Source organism: Burkholderia sp. SR8, from assembly GCF_052851275.1.
On record NZ_JAULUC010000027.1, the window covers coordinates 38,199 to 52,956 of the forward strand.

13 protein-coding genes and 1 pseudogene are annotated in these 14,758 nt (G+C 68.9%); 7 read left to right on the plus strand and 7 right to left on the minus strand.

The annotated features are described in order from the left end of the window. Positions 1 to 20: 20 nt before the first annotated feature. From Q3A80_RS26715 to Q3A80_RS26730, 4 genes and pseudogenes are all read right to left on the minus strand, one after another. On the minus strand, positions 21 to 1,943 hold the full coding sequence (locus Q3A80_RS26715) for an SMP-30/gluconolactonase/LRE family protein (RefSeq protein WP_446331820.1): 1,923 nt from the start codon (positions 1,941 to 1,943) through the stop codon (positions 21 to 23). Between the two features lie 548 nt (positions 1,944 to 2,491). Continuing rightward, a pseudogene (locus Q3A80_RS26720) lies at positions 2,492 to 2,623 on the minus strand (GFA family protein); the annotation flags it as partial. 33 nt (positions 2,624 to 2,656) lie between these two features. Further along, positions 2,657 to 3,850 (minus strand): porin, encoded by a 1,194-nt coding sequence (locus Q3A80_RS26725; protein WP_446331821.1) that lies wholly within the window; start codon positions 3,848 to 3,850, stop codon positions 2,657 to 2,659. A 36-nt stretch (positions 3,851 to 3,886) separates the two neighbouring features. Then, complete coding sequence (locus tag Q3A80_RS26730; protein WP_446331822.1) at positions 3,887 to 4,174, minus strand: hypothetical protein; 288 nt, start codon at positions 4,172 to 4,174, stop codon at positions 3,887 to 3,889. Between Q3A80_RS26730 and Q3A80_RS26735 the strand changes: the two genes are divergently transcribed. The 4 genes from Q3A80_RS26735 (at position 4,169) to Q3A80_RS26750 (ending at position 7,012) form a co-directional block, all read left to right on the plus strand. Next, positions 4,169 to 4,801: a LysE family translocator gene (locus tag Q3A80_RS26735; RefSeq protein WP_446331823.1), complete on the plus strand. Its 633-nt coding sequence runs from the start codon at positions 4,169 to 4,171 to the stop codon at positions 4,799 to 4,801. The genes Q3A80_RS26730 and Q3A80_RS26735 overlap by 6 nt on opposite strands. 42 nt (positions 4,802 to 4,843) lie before the next feature. Next, positions 4,844 to 5,380 carry a GNAT family N-acetyltransferase gene (locus tag Q3A80_RS26740; RefSeq protein WP_446331824.1) on the plus strand — a complete coding sequence of 179 codons (537 nt, stop codon included), beginning with the start codon at positions 4,844 to 4,846 and terminating at the stop codon, positions 5,378 to 5,380. A gap of 226 nt (positions 5,381 to 5,606) precedes the next feature. Then, positions 5,607 to 6,341: a metallophosphoesterase family protein gene (locus Q3A80_RS26745; protein ID WP_446331825.1), complete on the plus strand. Its 735-nt coding sequence runs from the start codon at positions 5,607 to 5,609 to the stop codon at positions 6,339 to 6,341. A gap of 59 nt (positions 6,342 to 6,400) precedes the next feature. Then, complete coding sequence (locus Q3A80_RS26750; protein ID WP_446331826.1) at positions 6,401 to 7,012, plus strand: alpha/beta fold hydrolase; 612 nt, start codon at positions 6,401 to 6,403, stop codon at positions 7,010 to 7,012. A gap of 74 nt (positions 7,013 to 7,086) precedes the next feature. Here Q3A80_RS26750 and Q3A80_RS26755 read toward each other — a convergent pair whose 3' ends face one another. Together Q3A80_RS26755 and Q3A80_RS26760 are read right to left on the minus strand one after the other, a co-directional pair. Beyond that, positions 7,087 to 8,409 carry an ATP-binding protein gene (locus Q3A80_RS26755; RefSeq protein ID WP_446331827.1) on the minus strand — a complete coding sequence of 441 codons (1,323 nt, stop codon included), beginning with the start codon at positions 8,407 to 8,409 and terminating at the stop codon, positions 7,087 to 7,089. Next, a complete protein-coding gene (locus Q3A80_RS26760; protein WP_446331828.1) occupies positions 8,406 to 9,146 on the minus strand; it encodes a response regulator in 741 nt (246 codons plus the stop codon). The genes Q3A80_RS26755 and Q3A80_RS26760 overlap by 4 nt, the downstream gene beginning before the upstream one ends. 222 nt (positions 9,147 to 9,368) lie before the next feature. Here Q3A80_RS26760 and Q3A80_RS26765 point away from each other — a divergent pair, with 222 nt between their 5' ends. Next, entirely contained in the window at positions 9,369 to 9,950 is a 582-nt protein-coding gene (locus Q3A80_RS26765; protein ID WP_446331829.1) for a thioredoxin family protein, read from the plus strand. A 62-nt stretch (positions 9,951 to 10,012) separates the two neighbouring features. Here Q3A80_RS26765 and Q3A80_RS26770 read toward each other — a convergent pair whose 3' ends face one another. Beyond that, complete coding sequence (locus Q3A80_RS26770; protein ID WP_446331830.1) at positions 10,013 to 10,651, minus strand: FMN-binding negative transcriptional regulator; 639 nt, start codon at positions 10,649 to 10,651, stop codon at positions 10,013 to 10,015. 128 nt (positions 10,652 to 10,779) lie between these two features. On the opposite strand from Q3A80_RS26770, the gene pdxR reads away from it, so the two are divergent. Both pdxR and Q3A80_RS26780 read left to right on the plus strand, forming a co-directional pair. Further along, positions 10,780 to 12,291 (plus strand): MocR-like pyridoxine biosynthesis transcription factor PdxR, encoded by a 1,512-nt coding sequence (gene pdxR / locus Q3A80_RS26775; RefSeq protein WP_446331831.1) that lies wholly within the window; start codon positions 10,780 to 10,782, stop codon positions 12,289 to 12,291. Positions 12,292 to 12,444: 153 nt separating this feature from the next. Next, a complete protein-coding gene (locus Q3A80_RS26780; protein WP_446331832.1) occupies positions 12,445 to 14,643 on the plus strand; it encodes a penicillin-binding protein 1A in 2,199 nt (732 codons plus the stop codon). Positions 14,644 to 14,758 lie beyond the last annotated feature (115 nt).

The window sequence follows — 14,758 nt, forward strand, 5'->3', positions numbered from 1 at the left end:
CCGGGTCATGCCCCGCGCGTTCACGGACGCCAGCGATATACGACGAGGCTCGACCCGTTGTAGTTGTCCTTCGTGATCACGTACTCGCCGGTCGAGCGCAGGTAAGCACGGATGCCGTACATCGAGTCGACGTCGTTGCCGACGTCCATCGCCGACGTGTTCGAGTTCGTCAGCGTCGTGACGAGGGTGCCGGTGTTCAGGTCGAACACGTCGACGTTCGGCACCGTGTGCACATAGCCGACGAACAGGTAGTGGCCGGCCGCCGCCATCGATTTCGGATTCGCGCTCGTCAGGTTGATCGCGACGTTCGGCGTGGTCGTGTTGCCGGCCTTCCAGCCGCGATACACCTCGATGTGCCCGTTCATCGCGGTCCAGTCCCAACTGCCCGAGATACCTTGCGCGAGGATCATCGTGTCGCTGTCGGCCTGGTAGATGATCCGCGTGAGCGGCAGCACGGTACGCGGAATCGGAATCTGCACCGGCTTGCCCCACGTCGGCTTCCCGGTCGCGTCGAAACCCGTCATCGGATAGTGCGAGATGTTGTTGGTGCGATCGAGCCCGGCCCAGACGTCGCCGTTGTCGTCGAGCGAGAAGCCGGCCGTCACCTGCAGCGTCGTGTTGAACGGCTTGCCGGGGATCGAGCCGTCCGGAATCGCGATGTAGCCGCTCGCGCTGTTGAAGTGATAGATGTTGTAGTTGCCCGGGTTCTGCCCGGTCGCGACCAGCATGCGCGTGCCGTTCACCAGCGCGAGCTGGCCGAAATGCTGGCCGCGCTGGTAGTCGTTCATGTCGAGGCGCGGGTCCTTCGGGTAGGTGAACGGATCGATCGTGTTCGCGACGAACGTGCCGCCCGCGGTGCCGGTGTACACGTTGTTGCCGCTGTAGAAGAACGCGCCGTCGGTGGCCGGGTCGGGCGCGGCGGCCGCCTCGAAGTTCAGCGCCTGCAGCTTCCATTGCAGCACGCCCGTCGGGCTGTACGAGTGAAGGTCGGTGCTGCCGTTGCGCCCGAGATCCCAGCCGCCGCCCCATGCGTTGTTCAGCACGTACAGGTTGCCGGCCGCGTCCTTGCCGATGCCCGCGACGCGCGTGAAGCGCTTGTCGCCGACCTGCCCCTTGATCCCCGACGTCGTGTCGAGATACCCGCCCTGCACGCCGAACGTGCCGATCTGCACCGGCAGACCCACGAGCGCGTAGATCTTGATGTTCATGTCGGGGCCTTCGTCGCCCACCAGCAGCTGCCCGCTCGGCGCATCGAAATACAGCGACGCGGGCCGCGCACGGGCCGCCATCGCGATCGTGTTCATCGCGGCGCCGGTCGGGCTGAACTGCGCGACGACGCCCGCGCTCTTGCGCGCGACCCACAGGTTGCCCGCCGCATCCAGCGCAAGTGCGCCCGGCCCCGCTACGCTGATATCGCGCTGCCACACGCCGTCGGTCGTGTAGACGCGCACGCGGTTGCCGTAGAAGTCGCTTGCGTACAGCAGGTTGCCGGCCGTCGCGAGGCCGGTGATCACGTCCGCGTACTGGATGCCCGTCCACGTGCTGACCGGGATGCGCAGGTCGCGCTGGTTGGTGCTGCGGTTGTAGCGGCCGACCGAGCCGCTGCCGAACGTGCGGTTGTAGCCGAGCGCGACGAACAGCGAATTCGCGTTGCCGGTGATCGCGCCGCCCTGGAATTCGTCGTGGATGCCGATCGTGCCGAGCGTCTGCCCGTTCTGGTAGATCGCGACGCCGCCCGCGTTCTCGTCCCAGCGCGACGACGTGTAGATCACGCCCTCGGGCGCGACCCACAGCGAACGCGCGCCGTTGCCGACGTGCGCGGCGAGCGTGCCGAACGTGTTCGCGAGCCAGTCCGTCGTGTACTGCGCTTGCGCGGGAGTAAGCGCGGTCAACATTGCGATGCACGCTCCAAGCAACGCCGCGCGAATTTGTTTCGATAACATGAATGATGCTCCCGGACGATCGTTTCTCGACACTTTAATTCGCCGCGTATGAAATATTGGTGATTTCTGCAAAATCCGGTTCAATGCCGCCGCGAATTTCCCATTACATTCTTTTACCGCGCAACGCTGGTTGAGCAATGATCGTGCATTCCGGGACCAGCATCGTGGTTTGCCGTCAGATGCGGCCGTCGCGCCCTTCCGTACCGGAATTTTGTTCCGGATCCGTCAATGCATGCGCGTCATTTTTTCTGATGCGCACGCAACGATTTTCATAGCCGGCCGATCGATTCGATGATTACAAATCGAAATTGAAATGAAAGAGAAAAAATATTATCGGGCGGATGCTGCATTGCGCAATTGAATGCGCGGGATGCGCGCAGCAATGGCGCGAAAATCGTGAAGAAGTGAAATAAGCCGATGCGCGACGGAATGCCGTTGACAGCGCGCAGGGATAAGGACAACGAAGTTCTGCACGGGCAGGAGAGGACGGGGCAGCCGGCGAAAGGGGGAGCCGGCCGCACGCCGGCCGGGCGTGCAACCGGTTCAGGTCAGCTCGCGCTGTCGGGCGGCGGGCCGTCCCAGCCGTCGAGGTACCTGGGCAGCGCATCGACGACGTCGATCACACGCTGCCGGTACGACAAATGCATCGTCGGCCACGGAGCGTCGGGCAGGTGCCCGCTGCCCGCCGTGACGCACGCGGCCGACCGCGCGCGTCAGAACTTCTGACGCAGCCCGAGGCTCACGATCGCCTGCGAGCGCGAGTCGGACGAGTGGCCGTTCGCCTTGTCCGACACCGATGCGGTCGCGGCCACCGGCCGGCCGAGCGCGTCGAGCGTCGTGCCCGACGCATGCTGGTACGCACCGAGCAGATACACGCTGGTGCGCTTCGACAGGTCGTAGACCGCGCCGAGCGTGACGTTGTGATACTGCGCGCGGTTGTCGATGCCGTCGACGTCGCTGCCGCGCGTGTAGCTGTAGCCGGCGAACAGCTGCGTCTGCGGCTGCACGTTCCAGCGCGTGAACACGCCCGCGACGTTGAAGGTCGCATGGCCGTTGAACAGCGATTGCGCGCCGCTGCGGTACTGCACGTTGCTGTAGTTCACGCCGACCACGGCCGGGCCGAAGTCGTACGTCGCGCCGGTTGCGATGATCTGCTGCGACTGCGCGCTCGCATAGCCTTCGTTGATCGACGAGTTGAACAGGCCGTCGTCGGTGCTTTGCCACTTGCCGGCCGTCGGGTCGGCCGCGCCCGTCTTGCTGTTGTCCGAACGCTCGTAGCCGACGCCCACGCGCAGCGGCCCCGCCGCGTACGCCGCGCCGACGCTCCACGTATTGCGCTGCTTCATGCTGCCCGGCTGGCTGCCGAAGCCGTACAGCGCGCCGAACGTGAAGCCCGAATAATTCGCGCTCGTGTACTTGATCGAGCTGTCGACGCGCGCGGTCTGGTCGAGATCGTCGATGTCGCCCGGGTGTGCGCCGAAGCCGCCGATGAACGACGACGGGCCGACCGGACTCACGAAGTCGTCGAGCGACGTGTACTGGCGGCCGAGCGTGACGGTGCCGTAGCGATTGCTGCCGACGCCGACGAACGCCTGGCGGCCGAACTGGCGGCCGCCCTGGCCCGACGTGCCGTTGGTGATGTCGAAGCCGTTCTCGAGCACGAACAGCGCGCGCATCCCGCCGCCGAGGTCCTCGGAACCCTTGATGCCCCAGCGGCTGCCGGACAGGTTGCCGGTGGTCAGGCCGACGCTCGAATGGCCGGTGTACGCGCCCGCCGAGCCGACCCGTTCATTGCTGCGATAGGTCACGCCCGCGTCGACGATGCCGTACAGCGTGACGGAGCTTTGCGCGGATGCGATGCCCGCGAGCGAGAGCAGCAGCGGTGCTGCGATCAGTTGCTTGTTCATGGTTTTTTAGCGTCTCCGGGCGACGAGCCCGTTGTTCTATGCGAGTAGCGCGTGCGGCCGGCGAGATCCGCCGTGCCCTGTGGCGAGGCCGGCGGCGCCCGCACGCGGGAACGCGCGCGTGCGATACGCGCGCGCGACGGCGCGGCGAACCTGCGCCGCGGCCGCCATGGTAGATGGAACCGGTTCCGTTCGATAGCGCAATAATGAAAACAGCTTCTTGCTGAAATCGAGATAATCGGTCGCGCGACGAACGGCGCTGTACAGCGCCGCGACGCGCGCCCGATAATCGAGCACCGCCTTGCACCGGGAGCCGCCAGCATGCATCAAACGACCCTGCTGATCTTCGCCGCCGTCGCGTTCGTCGGGATCGCGACGCCCGGCCCGACCGTGCTGCTCGCGCTGACCAACGGCTCGCGCTATGGCGTGCGCCGCGCGGCCTACGGCTTCGCCGGCGCGATGCTGTCCGACTTCGTGCTGATCGTCGCGGTCGCGCTAGGCCTCGGCGCGCTGCTGATGGCATCGGCGTTCTGGTTCTCGGTCGTGAAGTGGCTCGGCGCCGCCTATCTCGCGTACGTCGGCGTCCGGCTGCTCGCGTCGAAGGGTGCGCTCGACGTCGCCGTCGCAGACGGCGGCGCGGCGCCCGAGCGCAACGCGTCGATCTTCGCGAAGAGCTTCCTCACTGCGGTGACCAATCCGAAGGGCTATCTGTTCTTCTCCGCGTTCCTGCCGCAGTTCCTCGATCCGTCCGCGCCGCTCGCACCGCAATACGTCGCGCTCGCCGTCACGTTCGCGCTGCTCGACGGCGCGGTGATGTTCGGCTACGCGCTGCTCGGCGCACGCGCGGTGCGGCTGCTGAAGCGTGCGGGCGCGCTGTGGCTCGAACGCGCGTGCGGGGCGATGCTGCTCGTGCTGGCCGGTTCGCTCGCGCTGTATCGGCGTCATGCGGCGTAGGCACGCCGGCATGCGCCGCGCATCGTTCGCAACGGGCGCGCGATGAGAGTCGACGCACTACCCCGCTCCGGCTTCCCCGGCCTGTCGCTTCGCCAGCTCGAGCGCGCGGACCTCGACGCGTGGTACGCGTACCTGTCGAACCCGGACGTCGTCCGTCACACGAGCTGGAACCTGCGTTCGCGCGACGATCTGCAGCCGCTGTTCGACGGCATCGAATCGGCTCATCCGGATTCGATCCGCCGTCTCGCGATCGTCGACGACGCATCGGGCGCGCTCGCCGGCACGATCGGGCTGCATACGGTGTCGACCGCGAACCGCTCGGCCGAAATTGCGTACGATCTCGCGCCGCCGTACTGGGGGCGCGGCATCGCGAGCGCGCTGTGCGCGAGCGTCACCGCATGGGCATTCGCCGACGGCGGCTTCGTGCGCGTGCAGGGCGTCGTGCTGACGACGAACGCCGGCTCCGCGCGCGTGCTGCAGAAATGCGGCTACCGGTACGAAGGGCTGCTGCGCGCCTACAGAATGGTGCGCGGCGTGCCGGGGGATTTTGCGCTGTACGCGCGCATCGCGACCGACTGAGGCGCTGGCCGGCGGACGAGCCGGCGTTCGGCGTTCGGCGTTCGGCGTTCGGCGTTCGGCGTTCGGCGTTCGGCGTTCGGCGCTCGGCGCTCGGCGTTCGGCGCTCGGCGCTCGGCGCTCGGCGCTCGGCATTCTGCGCGCGCCCCGCGCACCCGGCCGCCGCCGCGATTGGACGAGCCACGCCGAATTGGCGACAATCGCCGTTCCCCGCCTCGATTCGTTCGTCATGAAAATCGCCGCGCTATCCGACATCCACGGCAACTTCGCCGCGCTCGACGCAGTGCTCGACGACGTGCGCCGCCGCGGCGCCGACGTGATCGTCAATCTCGGCGACATCGTGTCGGGCGCGCTCCATCCGGCCGAAACGGCCGACCGCCTGATCGCGCTCGACCTGCCGACCATCCGCGGCAATCACGAGCGACAGCTGCTCACCGGCGATCGCGACACGATGCGTCTGTCCGATCGCTGGGCGCACGACACATTGCGCGACGCGCATCGCGCATGGATCGCCGCGCTGCCCGAGCGCCTGACGCTCGGCGACGATGTGCTGCTGGTGCACGGCACGCCCGCGAGCGACCTCGTCTATTTCCTCGAAACGGTGACGCCCGACGGCTGCCGCGCGGCGACGCCCGACGAAATCGCGCAGCGCGCGGGCGACGAGCGGGCGTCGCTGATCCTGTGCGGGCACACGCATGTGCCGCGCGTCGCGAAACTCGACGACGGCCGGCTGATCGTCAATCCGGGCAGCGTCGGGCTGCAGGCCTACACGGACGATCAACCGCATCCGCACCGGATCGAAACCGGCTCGCCGCATGCCCGCTATGCGATGGTGTCGCGCACGCGGGCCGGCTGGCACGCGGAGTTCCATGCGGTCGAATACGACTGGCACGCGGCGGCGGCCACCGCGGCATCGCGCGGCCGCGACGACTGGACCGTCGCGCTGCGCACCGGCCGATGCTGACGCGCGAATGCCGCCCGATCGCCCCGCTTCGCTTCGACTACAGGAAACACCCACGCGCCATGCCCGTTCCGTCGCAACTGCTCTTCCTGCCCGGCGCATCGGGCAGCACCGCGTTCTGGCAACCGCTCGCGAACCGGCTCGCCCATCCGGCCGAGCGGCGCATCGTTGCCTATCCGGGCTTCGGCGACACGCCGCGCGATCCGGCCGTCGACGACTTCGACGGCCTCGTGCGCCATGTGCTGACCGCGATCGACCGGCCGACCGCCGTGATCGCGCAATCGATGGGCGGCGTGATCGCGCTGCGCGCGGCGCTCGAACGCGCAGATCGCGTCACGCATCTGGTGCTGACGGTCACGTCCGGCGGTCTCGACATGCAGGGCCTCGGCGCGCAGGACTGGCGCACGGGCTTCGCGGAGGCGAACCCGCAACTGCCCGACTGGTTCCTGACGTTTCGCGCGGACCTGTCGCGCGACATCGGCCGCATCGCGCACCCGACGCTGCTGCTGTGGGGCGACGACGATCCGATCAGCCCGGTCGCGGCAGGCAGGCGCCTGCTCGAACGGCTGCCCGATGCGCAGCTGCATGTGGTGGCCGGCGGCCGGCACGATCTCGCGGCCGTGCATGCGGACACGGTCGCGCCGCTCGTCGACGCGCATCTGCAGCGCGTGTAACGCGGCGGCATCGACACGCACACCCCGACGACGCCACGCCGTCACGGCCTCACTGACATCACGGCGTCATCGCATCAGGCCACGTTCGCGAGCGTCAGGCGCGCTTCGAGCCCGCCGCCATCCGGCCGGTTGCGCAGCGTGAGCGTGCCGCCCATCGCGAGCGCAAGCTGCCGCGCGATCGCGAGGCCGAGCCCCGTGCCGCCCGTCTCGCGATTGCGCGACGTTTCCACGCGCCGGAACGGTTCGAACACGGCATCGAGCTGATCGTCCGGAATGCCGGGCCCGCGGTCGAGCACCGCAATGACCGCGGCGCCGCCCGGCGCCGCCTGCACGTCGATTTCGGCCGCGCCCGCGAACTTCAGCGCGTTGTCGACGAGGTTGCCGACGATCCGGCGCAGCGCCTTCGGCCGCGTGACGAGCGCGAGCGGGCCGCCGCTGTGCAGCGCGACGTCCTGCCCCGCATCCGTGTAGTCGCAGACGATGCTGTCGAGCAGCGCATCGAGGTCGATGCGGCGCGCGGCCTCTTCCGTACCGTGCAGCGTGCGCGCATACGCGAGGCCCTCCTTCACCAGATGCTCCATCTCGATCAGGTCCTGGCGCAGCTTCGCGCCCTGCGTGTCGTCGTCCATCACGTCGACGCGCAGCCGCATCCGCGTGATCGGCGTCTGCAAGTCGTGCGAGATCGACGCGAGGATCTGCATGCGCTCCGCCATGTACTGCGCGATGCGGTCCTGCATCGCGTTGAACGCCCGCGCGGCGCGCGCGACTTCCGACGGCCCGTCCTCGCTCAGGCGTTCGCCCTTCAGGTCGGGGCCGAGCGCGTCGGCCGCCTGCGCGAGCCGGTTCAGCGGGCGCGTCGCGAGCCGCACCGCGAGCCAGCAGCACGCGGCCAGCACCGCGAGCTGCAGCGCAAGCACGTAAGGCAGCCAGCCCGACAGCGGCACCGTCGACATCGGATGGACGTCGATCGTCAGCGGCGAGCCGTCGGTCAGGCGCAAATGCACCTGCAGATGCTCGCGATCGCCGGGGATCGCGTTCGCGGTCAGCGGATAGTCGCCGCCGATGCCGTCCGAAATCGAGCGCTCGACGCGCGCCGACAGCCGCGCCTCCGGCGGCGTGCCCGTCTCGCCGGGCCCGAGGATGAATGCGTAGCTGCGCCGTGCGAGCCGCGGCACCCATGCCGCGCGCTGGTCCGGCGGAAGATGGTCGAGCAGCGCGACCGAACTCGCGACCTCGCGCTCGATGTAGCCCATCATCAGGTCGGTGGTCGCCTGGTCGCGCTCGGTCACGGTGAGCCAGAACGACAGCGTCTGCGCGAGCGCGAGGCCCACGCACAGGATCAGCGCGAGCCGCGCGAACAGCGAGCGCGGCCAGTGCCACGGCGTGCGTGCGCTCATGCGTCGCCTTCCACCGGCGTCACCGCCGACGAGAACACGTAGCCCTCGTTACGCAGCGTCTTGATGTAGCGCGGCTCGCGCGCGCCGTCGCGCAGCCGCTGGCGCAGCCGGCTCACGAGCAGATCGATCGACCGGTCGAACGGATCGGACTGCCGGCCCTGCGTGAGGTTGAGCAACTGGTCGCGCGTCAGCACGCGCTGCGGATGGTCGACGAACACGCGCAGCAACCGGTATTCGGCGCCGCTCAGCGCGACCAGCGTGCCTTCGGCGTCGAGCAGATGGCGCCCCGTCGTGTCGAGCCGCCATTCGCCGAACGCAAGCATCGCGGCCGTCTCCGTCACCTGCATGCCCGGCGGCAGCATCCGTGCGCGCCGCAGCACCGAGCGGATCCGCGCGAGCAGCTCGCGCACCGCGAACGGCTTCGCGAGATAGTCGTCGGCGCCCATCTCGAGGCCGATGATGCGGTCGGTTTCCTCGCCGCGCGCGGTCAGCATCAGCACCGGCACCGTGCGGAACTTGCCCGCGCGCAGGTCGCGGCACAGCGTGAGGCCGTCTTCGCCGGGCAGCATCAGGTCGAGCACGATCAGGTCGGGCGCGCCGTCGTCGAGCACGTTGCGCATCTCGCGGCCGTTCGCGGCGAGCGACACGCGCATGCCGTTCTTCTCGAGATAGTCGGCGATCAGTTCGCGGATCGCGCGATCGTCGTCGACGATCAGTACGTGGTCGATCTTGTCCATGAGTCGGTGTCGTGAGGTTCCGGCTGGCGATGTCCGCTTTTATACCGCGCCGCGGGCGCGCGTTTGTATCGCAATGTATCGCGCCGCCATGGCGATACACAACATTGCACACGCGCGGCCGGCCGGACACATCGCGGATACGTCGGCGCGGCCCAATGGGGGCTGTCGAAACCCGTCCGGCCGACGCACTCGCGCGGCGGCCCGACCCACCGGAGAACCGCCATGCTGCCCCGATTCAAGACCGCCGCCTTCGTGATCGTCCTCGCCGCCACGGCCGGGCTCGCCGCGTTCGCCGGCACCCGCGACGACGCCGGCATGACCGCGTCGCCGGCCGGCATGCCGGCGCCGGACTTCACCGGCATCGAGCGCTGGCACAACAGCGCGCCGCTCAGGCTCGACCGGTTGCGCGGCAAGGTCGTGCTGGTCGATTTCTGGACGTACTCGTGCATCAACTGCATTCATACGATTCCGTACGTGAACGACTGGTACCGCAAGTATCGCGACCAGGGGCTCGTCGTGGTCGGCGTGCATACGCCCGAGTATCCGTTCGAGCGCGATCCGAACAACGTCGCCGACGCGGTCAAGCGCTTCGGGATCCAGTATCCGGTCGCGCAGGACAACCGCTACGCCACGTGGCGCGCGTACAGGAACGAGTACTGGCCCGCGCTGTATCTGATCGACGCGAACGGCAAGGTCGTCTATACGCGGTATGGCGAGGGCGGGTATGACAAGACCGAGGCCGCGATTCGCGGCGCGCTGGCGCAGGCAACAGATGGCGCGAACGGAGCGACGCGCACGCAGTAGCGGGCGGCCACGGCGCGCCGGAATGCGCGCCCCGCGCCATTCGAAGCCGTTGCGCGCCGCGGTTATTTCCCCTTCGCGTCGGCCTCCGCCAGCATCGCCTCCCCGATCGCGGGATGCCCGTCCGCGATCAGCCCTTCGCCCGCCCCGCGAATATCGTCGACCGCCTTGTTCTGCCCGAGCTTGCGCTTGCCGACGAGCCGCGTGATCTCGATCTGCAGCCCGACGATCGACTGCAGCATCGTGTCGAGATAGTCCTTCGGCGCGTCGGCCATCTTCCACGGCACCGGCTGCGACGCCTCGTGCGTGCGGGTCAGCCGCGCGACCACGCCGCGCACGAACTTCTCGTCGTCGCGCACCGTGATGCGGCCGTGCGCATGCACGACCACGTAATTCCACGTCGGCACCTGCCGGTGCGCGACGTGCTTGCTCGGATACCAGTTCGGCGAAATGTACGCGTCGCCGCCGCGGAAGATCACGAGCACCTCGTCGCCGTTCGCGACCTCCTGCCACACCGGATTCGCACGGGCCACGTGCGCATGCAGCTCGCCGAGGCCGCCGTCGCCCGGCAGCAGCTCGAACGGGATGTGGTTCGCGTCGAGCCCGCTCTTTCCGTGCGTGACGAGGCTGCCGAACGGATGCTGGACGATCAGCTCGCGCAGCACGTCGGGACGGGATTCGGCGAAATCGGCGGGGACATACATGGCGGCTCCACGGTCGGACAGGGTTCGGGAAGAAACGGGCCAGCAACAGGCACGCGATGCACCGATTGTGACCGCTAACTGGTTTATTCTGTAGAGCCGGTTTCGAACAATTTCAGCAGACCAGAATCATGGCAAGAACCGCCCGGATCGTCGAGATCCCGTCGCTCGGCGCGCTCGACCGCGCGGCCGGCGATCTGAGCCGTCAGCTCGCGCAGGCGTTGCGCGACGCGGTGCGCCGCGGCGACGTGCGGCCCGGCGACACGCTGCCGTCCACGCGGCTGCTCGCGGCGTCGCTGCAGGTCGCGCGCGGCACCGTCGTCGATGCGTATGCGCAGCTCGTCGCCGAAGGCTTTCTCGAATCGCGCGGCGGCGCGGGCACGCGGGTCGCGAACGCGCTGGCCGAGCCGCCGCCCGCCGGCGAACGGCCTGCCCCCCGCCCGCGCGCCGCGCGCGTCGCCGATGCCGCTCACATCGGTCTGCCCGAGCCGGCCGCGACGTTCGCGCGGATCGCCCGCGAATTCCGCCCATTGCCGGCCGCGCCGTTCGCGATCTCGGTGCCGGCCGGGCTCACCGCGCCCGACGACATCTGGCGCCGGCTCGGCAACCGCCTGCGCGCGCGCGGCGCCGGCGCGCCGTCCGGCTACGCGGATCCGCAAGGCGCATTGCCGCTGCGCGAAGCAATCGCCGATTACGTGCGTCGCTCGCGTTCGGTGCGCTGCAGCGCCGAACAGGTCGTGATCACGAGCGGCACGCAGCAGGGGCTGCATCTCGCCAGCCAGGTGCTGCTCGGTGCGGGCGATCGCGCATGGGTCGAGAATCCCGCGTATCGCGGCATCACCGCGCTGCTCGAGAGCACCGGGCGGCGCGATGCGATGGTGCGCGTGCCGGTGGATGGGGAAGGCATCGACGTCGAGGCCGGCATCCGCACGGCACCGGACGCACGCGCGGCGTTCGTCACGCCGTCGCATCAGTATCCGCTCGGGATGCCGATGAGCATGGCGCGGCGCAACGCGCTGCTCGGCTGGGCGCGCACGCATCGCGCATGGGTCGTCGAAGACGATTACGACAGCGAGCTGCGCTACGAGGGTTATCCATTTCCGTCGCTGCAAGGGCTCGATCCCGACCGCGTCGTCTATCTCGGCACGTTCAGCAAGATCCTGTTTCCGTCGCTGCGGCTCGGCTACGTGATCGCGCCCGACGACCTCGTGCCTGCATTCTGCGGCGCGCGCGTGCTGATGGACCGTCACGCGCCGACCGCCGATCAGCACGTGCTCGCCGCGTTCATCGCGGAAGGCCATCTCGACCGCCACATTCGCCGCGTGCGCGGCGTCTACGCGGAACAGCGCACGTTGCTGATCGACACGCTTCATGCGCGGCTGCCGCGCGAGCTCGCATGGGTGCAGCCCGGCGACCAGGGAATGCACGTCGTGCTGTGGCTGGCGGAGCGCCTCGACGATCTCGACGTGGTGGCGCGCGCGGCGCAGGCCGGTGTCGCGGTGCGCGCGGTATCGCCGATGTTCGCGCCGGGCACCGCACGCCCCGGCCTCGTGCTCGGCTTCGGCGGGTTCGATCGCGCGCGGATGGAAGCGGCCGCGCAGCGGCTCGCCGATGTGGTCGGCGAAGCGGCTGCCTGCTATTGATGTGACGAATCGCAGCGCCGCGTGCAGGCAAAGATTGTCCGCAGGCAACAAACGTAATCGTCTGTAAATCCTGCAAGAAAACCGGCCTTTTAGCCACAGCCGACGACGCCCGGTTTGCTAGGATCGCGCCTTTTCCGCTCGCGCTTCCGTGCCGTGACACGCTTCGTGCCGTTTCTTCGCAATCTGTGGCTTCGCAGCCGTGACGGCGCCCGCGTGCTGGGCGCCGGCGCGTGGCAGCGCGTGCGCCATCCGACGCGCCGCGGCGTCGCGCTGACGTTCGCCGCGATTCCGATGCTCGGCCTGCTCGTGCTGCTCGCGTTCGTCCCGTTCACGCCGAGCATCGGCGACATCCGCAAGGCGCGCATCGACCGCCCCGCGCGCGTGCTGTCGGCCGACGGCCAGCTGATCGCCGAGTTCCGGCCCGTGAACCGCGAATGGGTGCCGCTCAGGCAGATCTCGCCGCACATGGTCGACGCGCTGATCGCGACCGAAGATCACCGCTTCTACGCGCACCACGGAATCGACTGGCGCCGCACGCTCGCGGCCGGGCTGCACACGTTCTCGGGCAGCCGCCAGGGCGGCTCGACGATCACGCAGCAGCTCGCGCGCAACCTGTACCCGGACGAGGTCGGCCGCGCGCCGACGCTCACGCGCAAGCTGAAGGAGCTGATCACCGCGTTCAAGATCGAAACCGTGTACAGCAAGGACGAGATTCTCGAGACCTACCTGAACACGGTGCCGTTCCTGTACAACGCGTACGGTGTCGAAATGGCCGCGCGCACCTATTTCGGCAAGTCGGCCGACCAGCTCGACATCGTCGAAAGCGCGACGCTCGTCGGGATGCTGAAGGGCAACAGCTACTACAACCCGGTGCTGAATCCGGAACGTGCGGTCCAGCGCCGCAACATCGTGCTCGGCCGGATGGCTGCGATGGGCATGCTGTCGCCGCGGCAGCTCGCGCAGTTGCAGCGCCGGCCGCTGCGCGTCGACTTCGAGCCGCAGACCGCGCAGCAAGGCCCGGCGCCGCATTTCGCAGTGCAGCTGCGCAAGTGGCTGATCGCGTGGGCCGACCGCAACAACTACGATCTCTATTCCGACGGCCTCGTCGTGCGCACGACGCTCGATGCGCAGTTGCAGGAGATGGCGACGCAAGCGCTCACGCAGCAGACCGATCGCCTGCAGGCGATCGCCGACAGCGCGTGGCGCGGCCCGTCCGGCTGCGGGCTGCGCAACGACCTGTTCCGCGGCTTCGTCCGGCAGACGCCCGACTATCGCGCGGCGCGCGACGCGGGACTCGCCGATGCGGCCGCGCTGAAGCAGCTCGGCGCGAATCGCACGTTCATGCGCGCGCTGTGCGAGCGCAAGACGCAGGTGCAGGCCGGCTTCGTCGCGATCGATCCGCGCAATGGCGCGATCCGCGCGTGGGTCGGTAGCCCCGACTTCGGCAGCGAGCCGTTCGATCACGTCGTGCAGGCACGGCGCCAGCCGGGCTCCACGTTCAAGCCGTTCGTCTATGGCGCCGCGTTCGTCGACGGCATGCGGCCCGGCGATACGTTCGTCGATCGCCCCGTCGCGATCCCGATCGGCACGCACGCGGTGTGGCGGCCGACCGACGCCGAGCCGCCGACGGACGCGCCGATGACGCTGCGCGACGGGCTCGCGCTGTCGCGCAACCGCATCACCGCGCAGGTGATGCAGCGCGAAGGCGCGGCGAAGGTCGCCCAGCTGGCGCGCGCGATGGGCGTGCGCGAGAGCCCGCTCGATGCGGTGCCGTCGCTCGCGCTCGGCACGAGCCCGGTCACGCTGAAGGAGATGGTGTCCGCGTACGGGACGATCGCGAACCGCGGCGTGTACGTCGCGCCGCAGATGATCACGCGCATCGAGGATCGCGACGGCAAGGTACTCGCCGCGTTCGGCGGCGCGCCGCCCGAACGCGCGCTGCCGGTGGCCGCCGCGCAGACGCTCGTCGACACGATGCGCAGCGTCGTCGATTACGGCACCGGCGCCGACATCCGTTCGCGCTACGGAATCCGCATCGACGTCGCCGGCAAGACCGGCACGACGCAGGACAACACGGACGGCTGGTTCATCCTGATGCATCCGCAACTGGTGGCCGGCGCGTGGGTCGGCTTCGACGACGGCAGCGTGACGCTGCGCAGCGACTACTGGGGCGCGGGCGCGCACAGCGCGCTGCCGATCGTCGGGTCGTTCTACGATGCGGCGTTGCGTGCGCGTGCGATCGATCCGCATGCGCAGTTCTCGCCGGACTTCCGGCCGCGCAGCGCCCCGGCGCCGGCGCCGAGGCGGCGTCCGCATGTCGGGTTGTTCGACTGGCTGAAGATTTTCCGCTGATCGCGGCGGGGTAACGATGCCTCGTCCGGCTGGACGAAACGCATCGCTACACACCGCGCTGCGTTCGATAGTCCCCGACTCCGCATACGGAGCGGACCATTGCCGACACGGACGA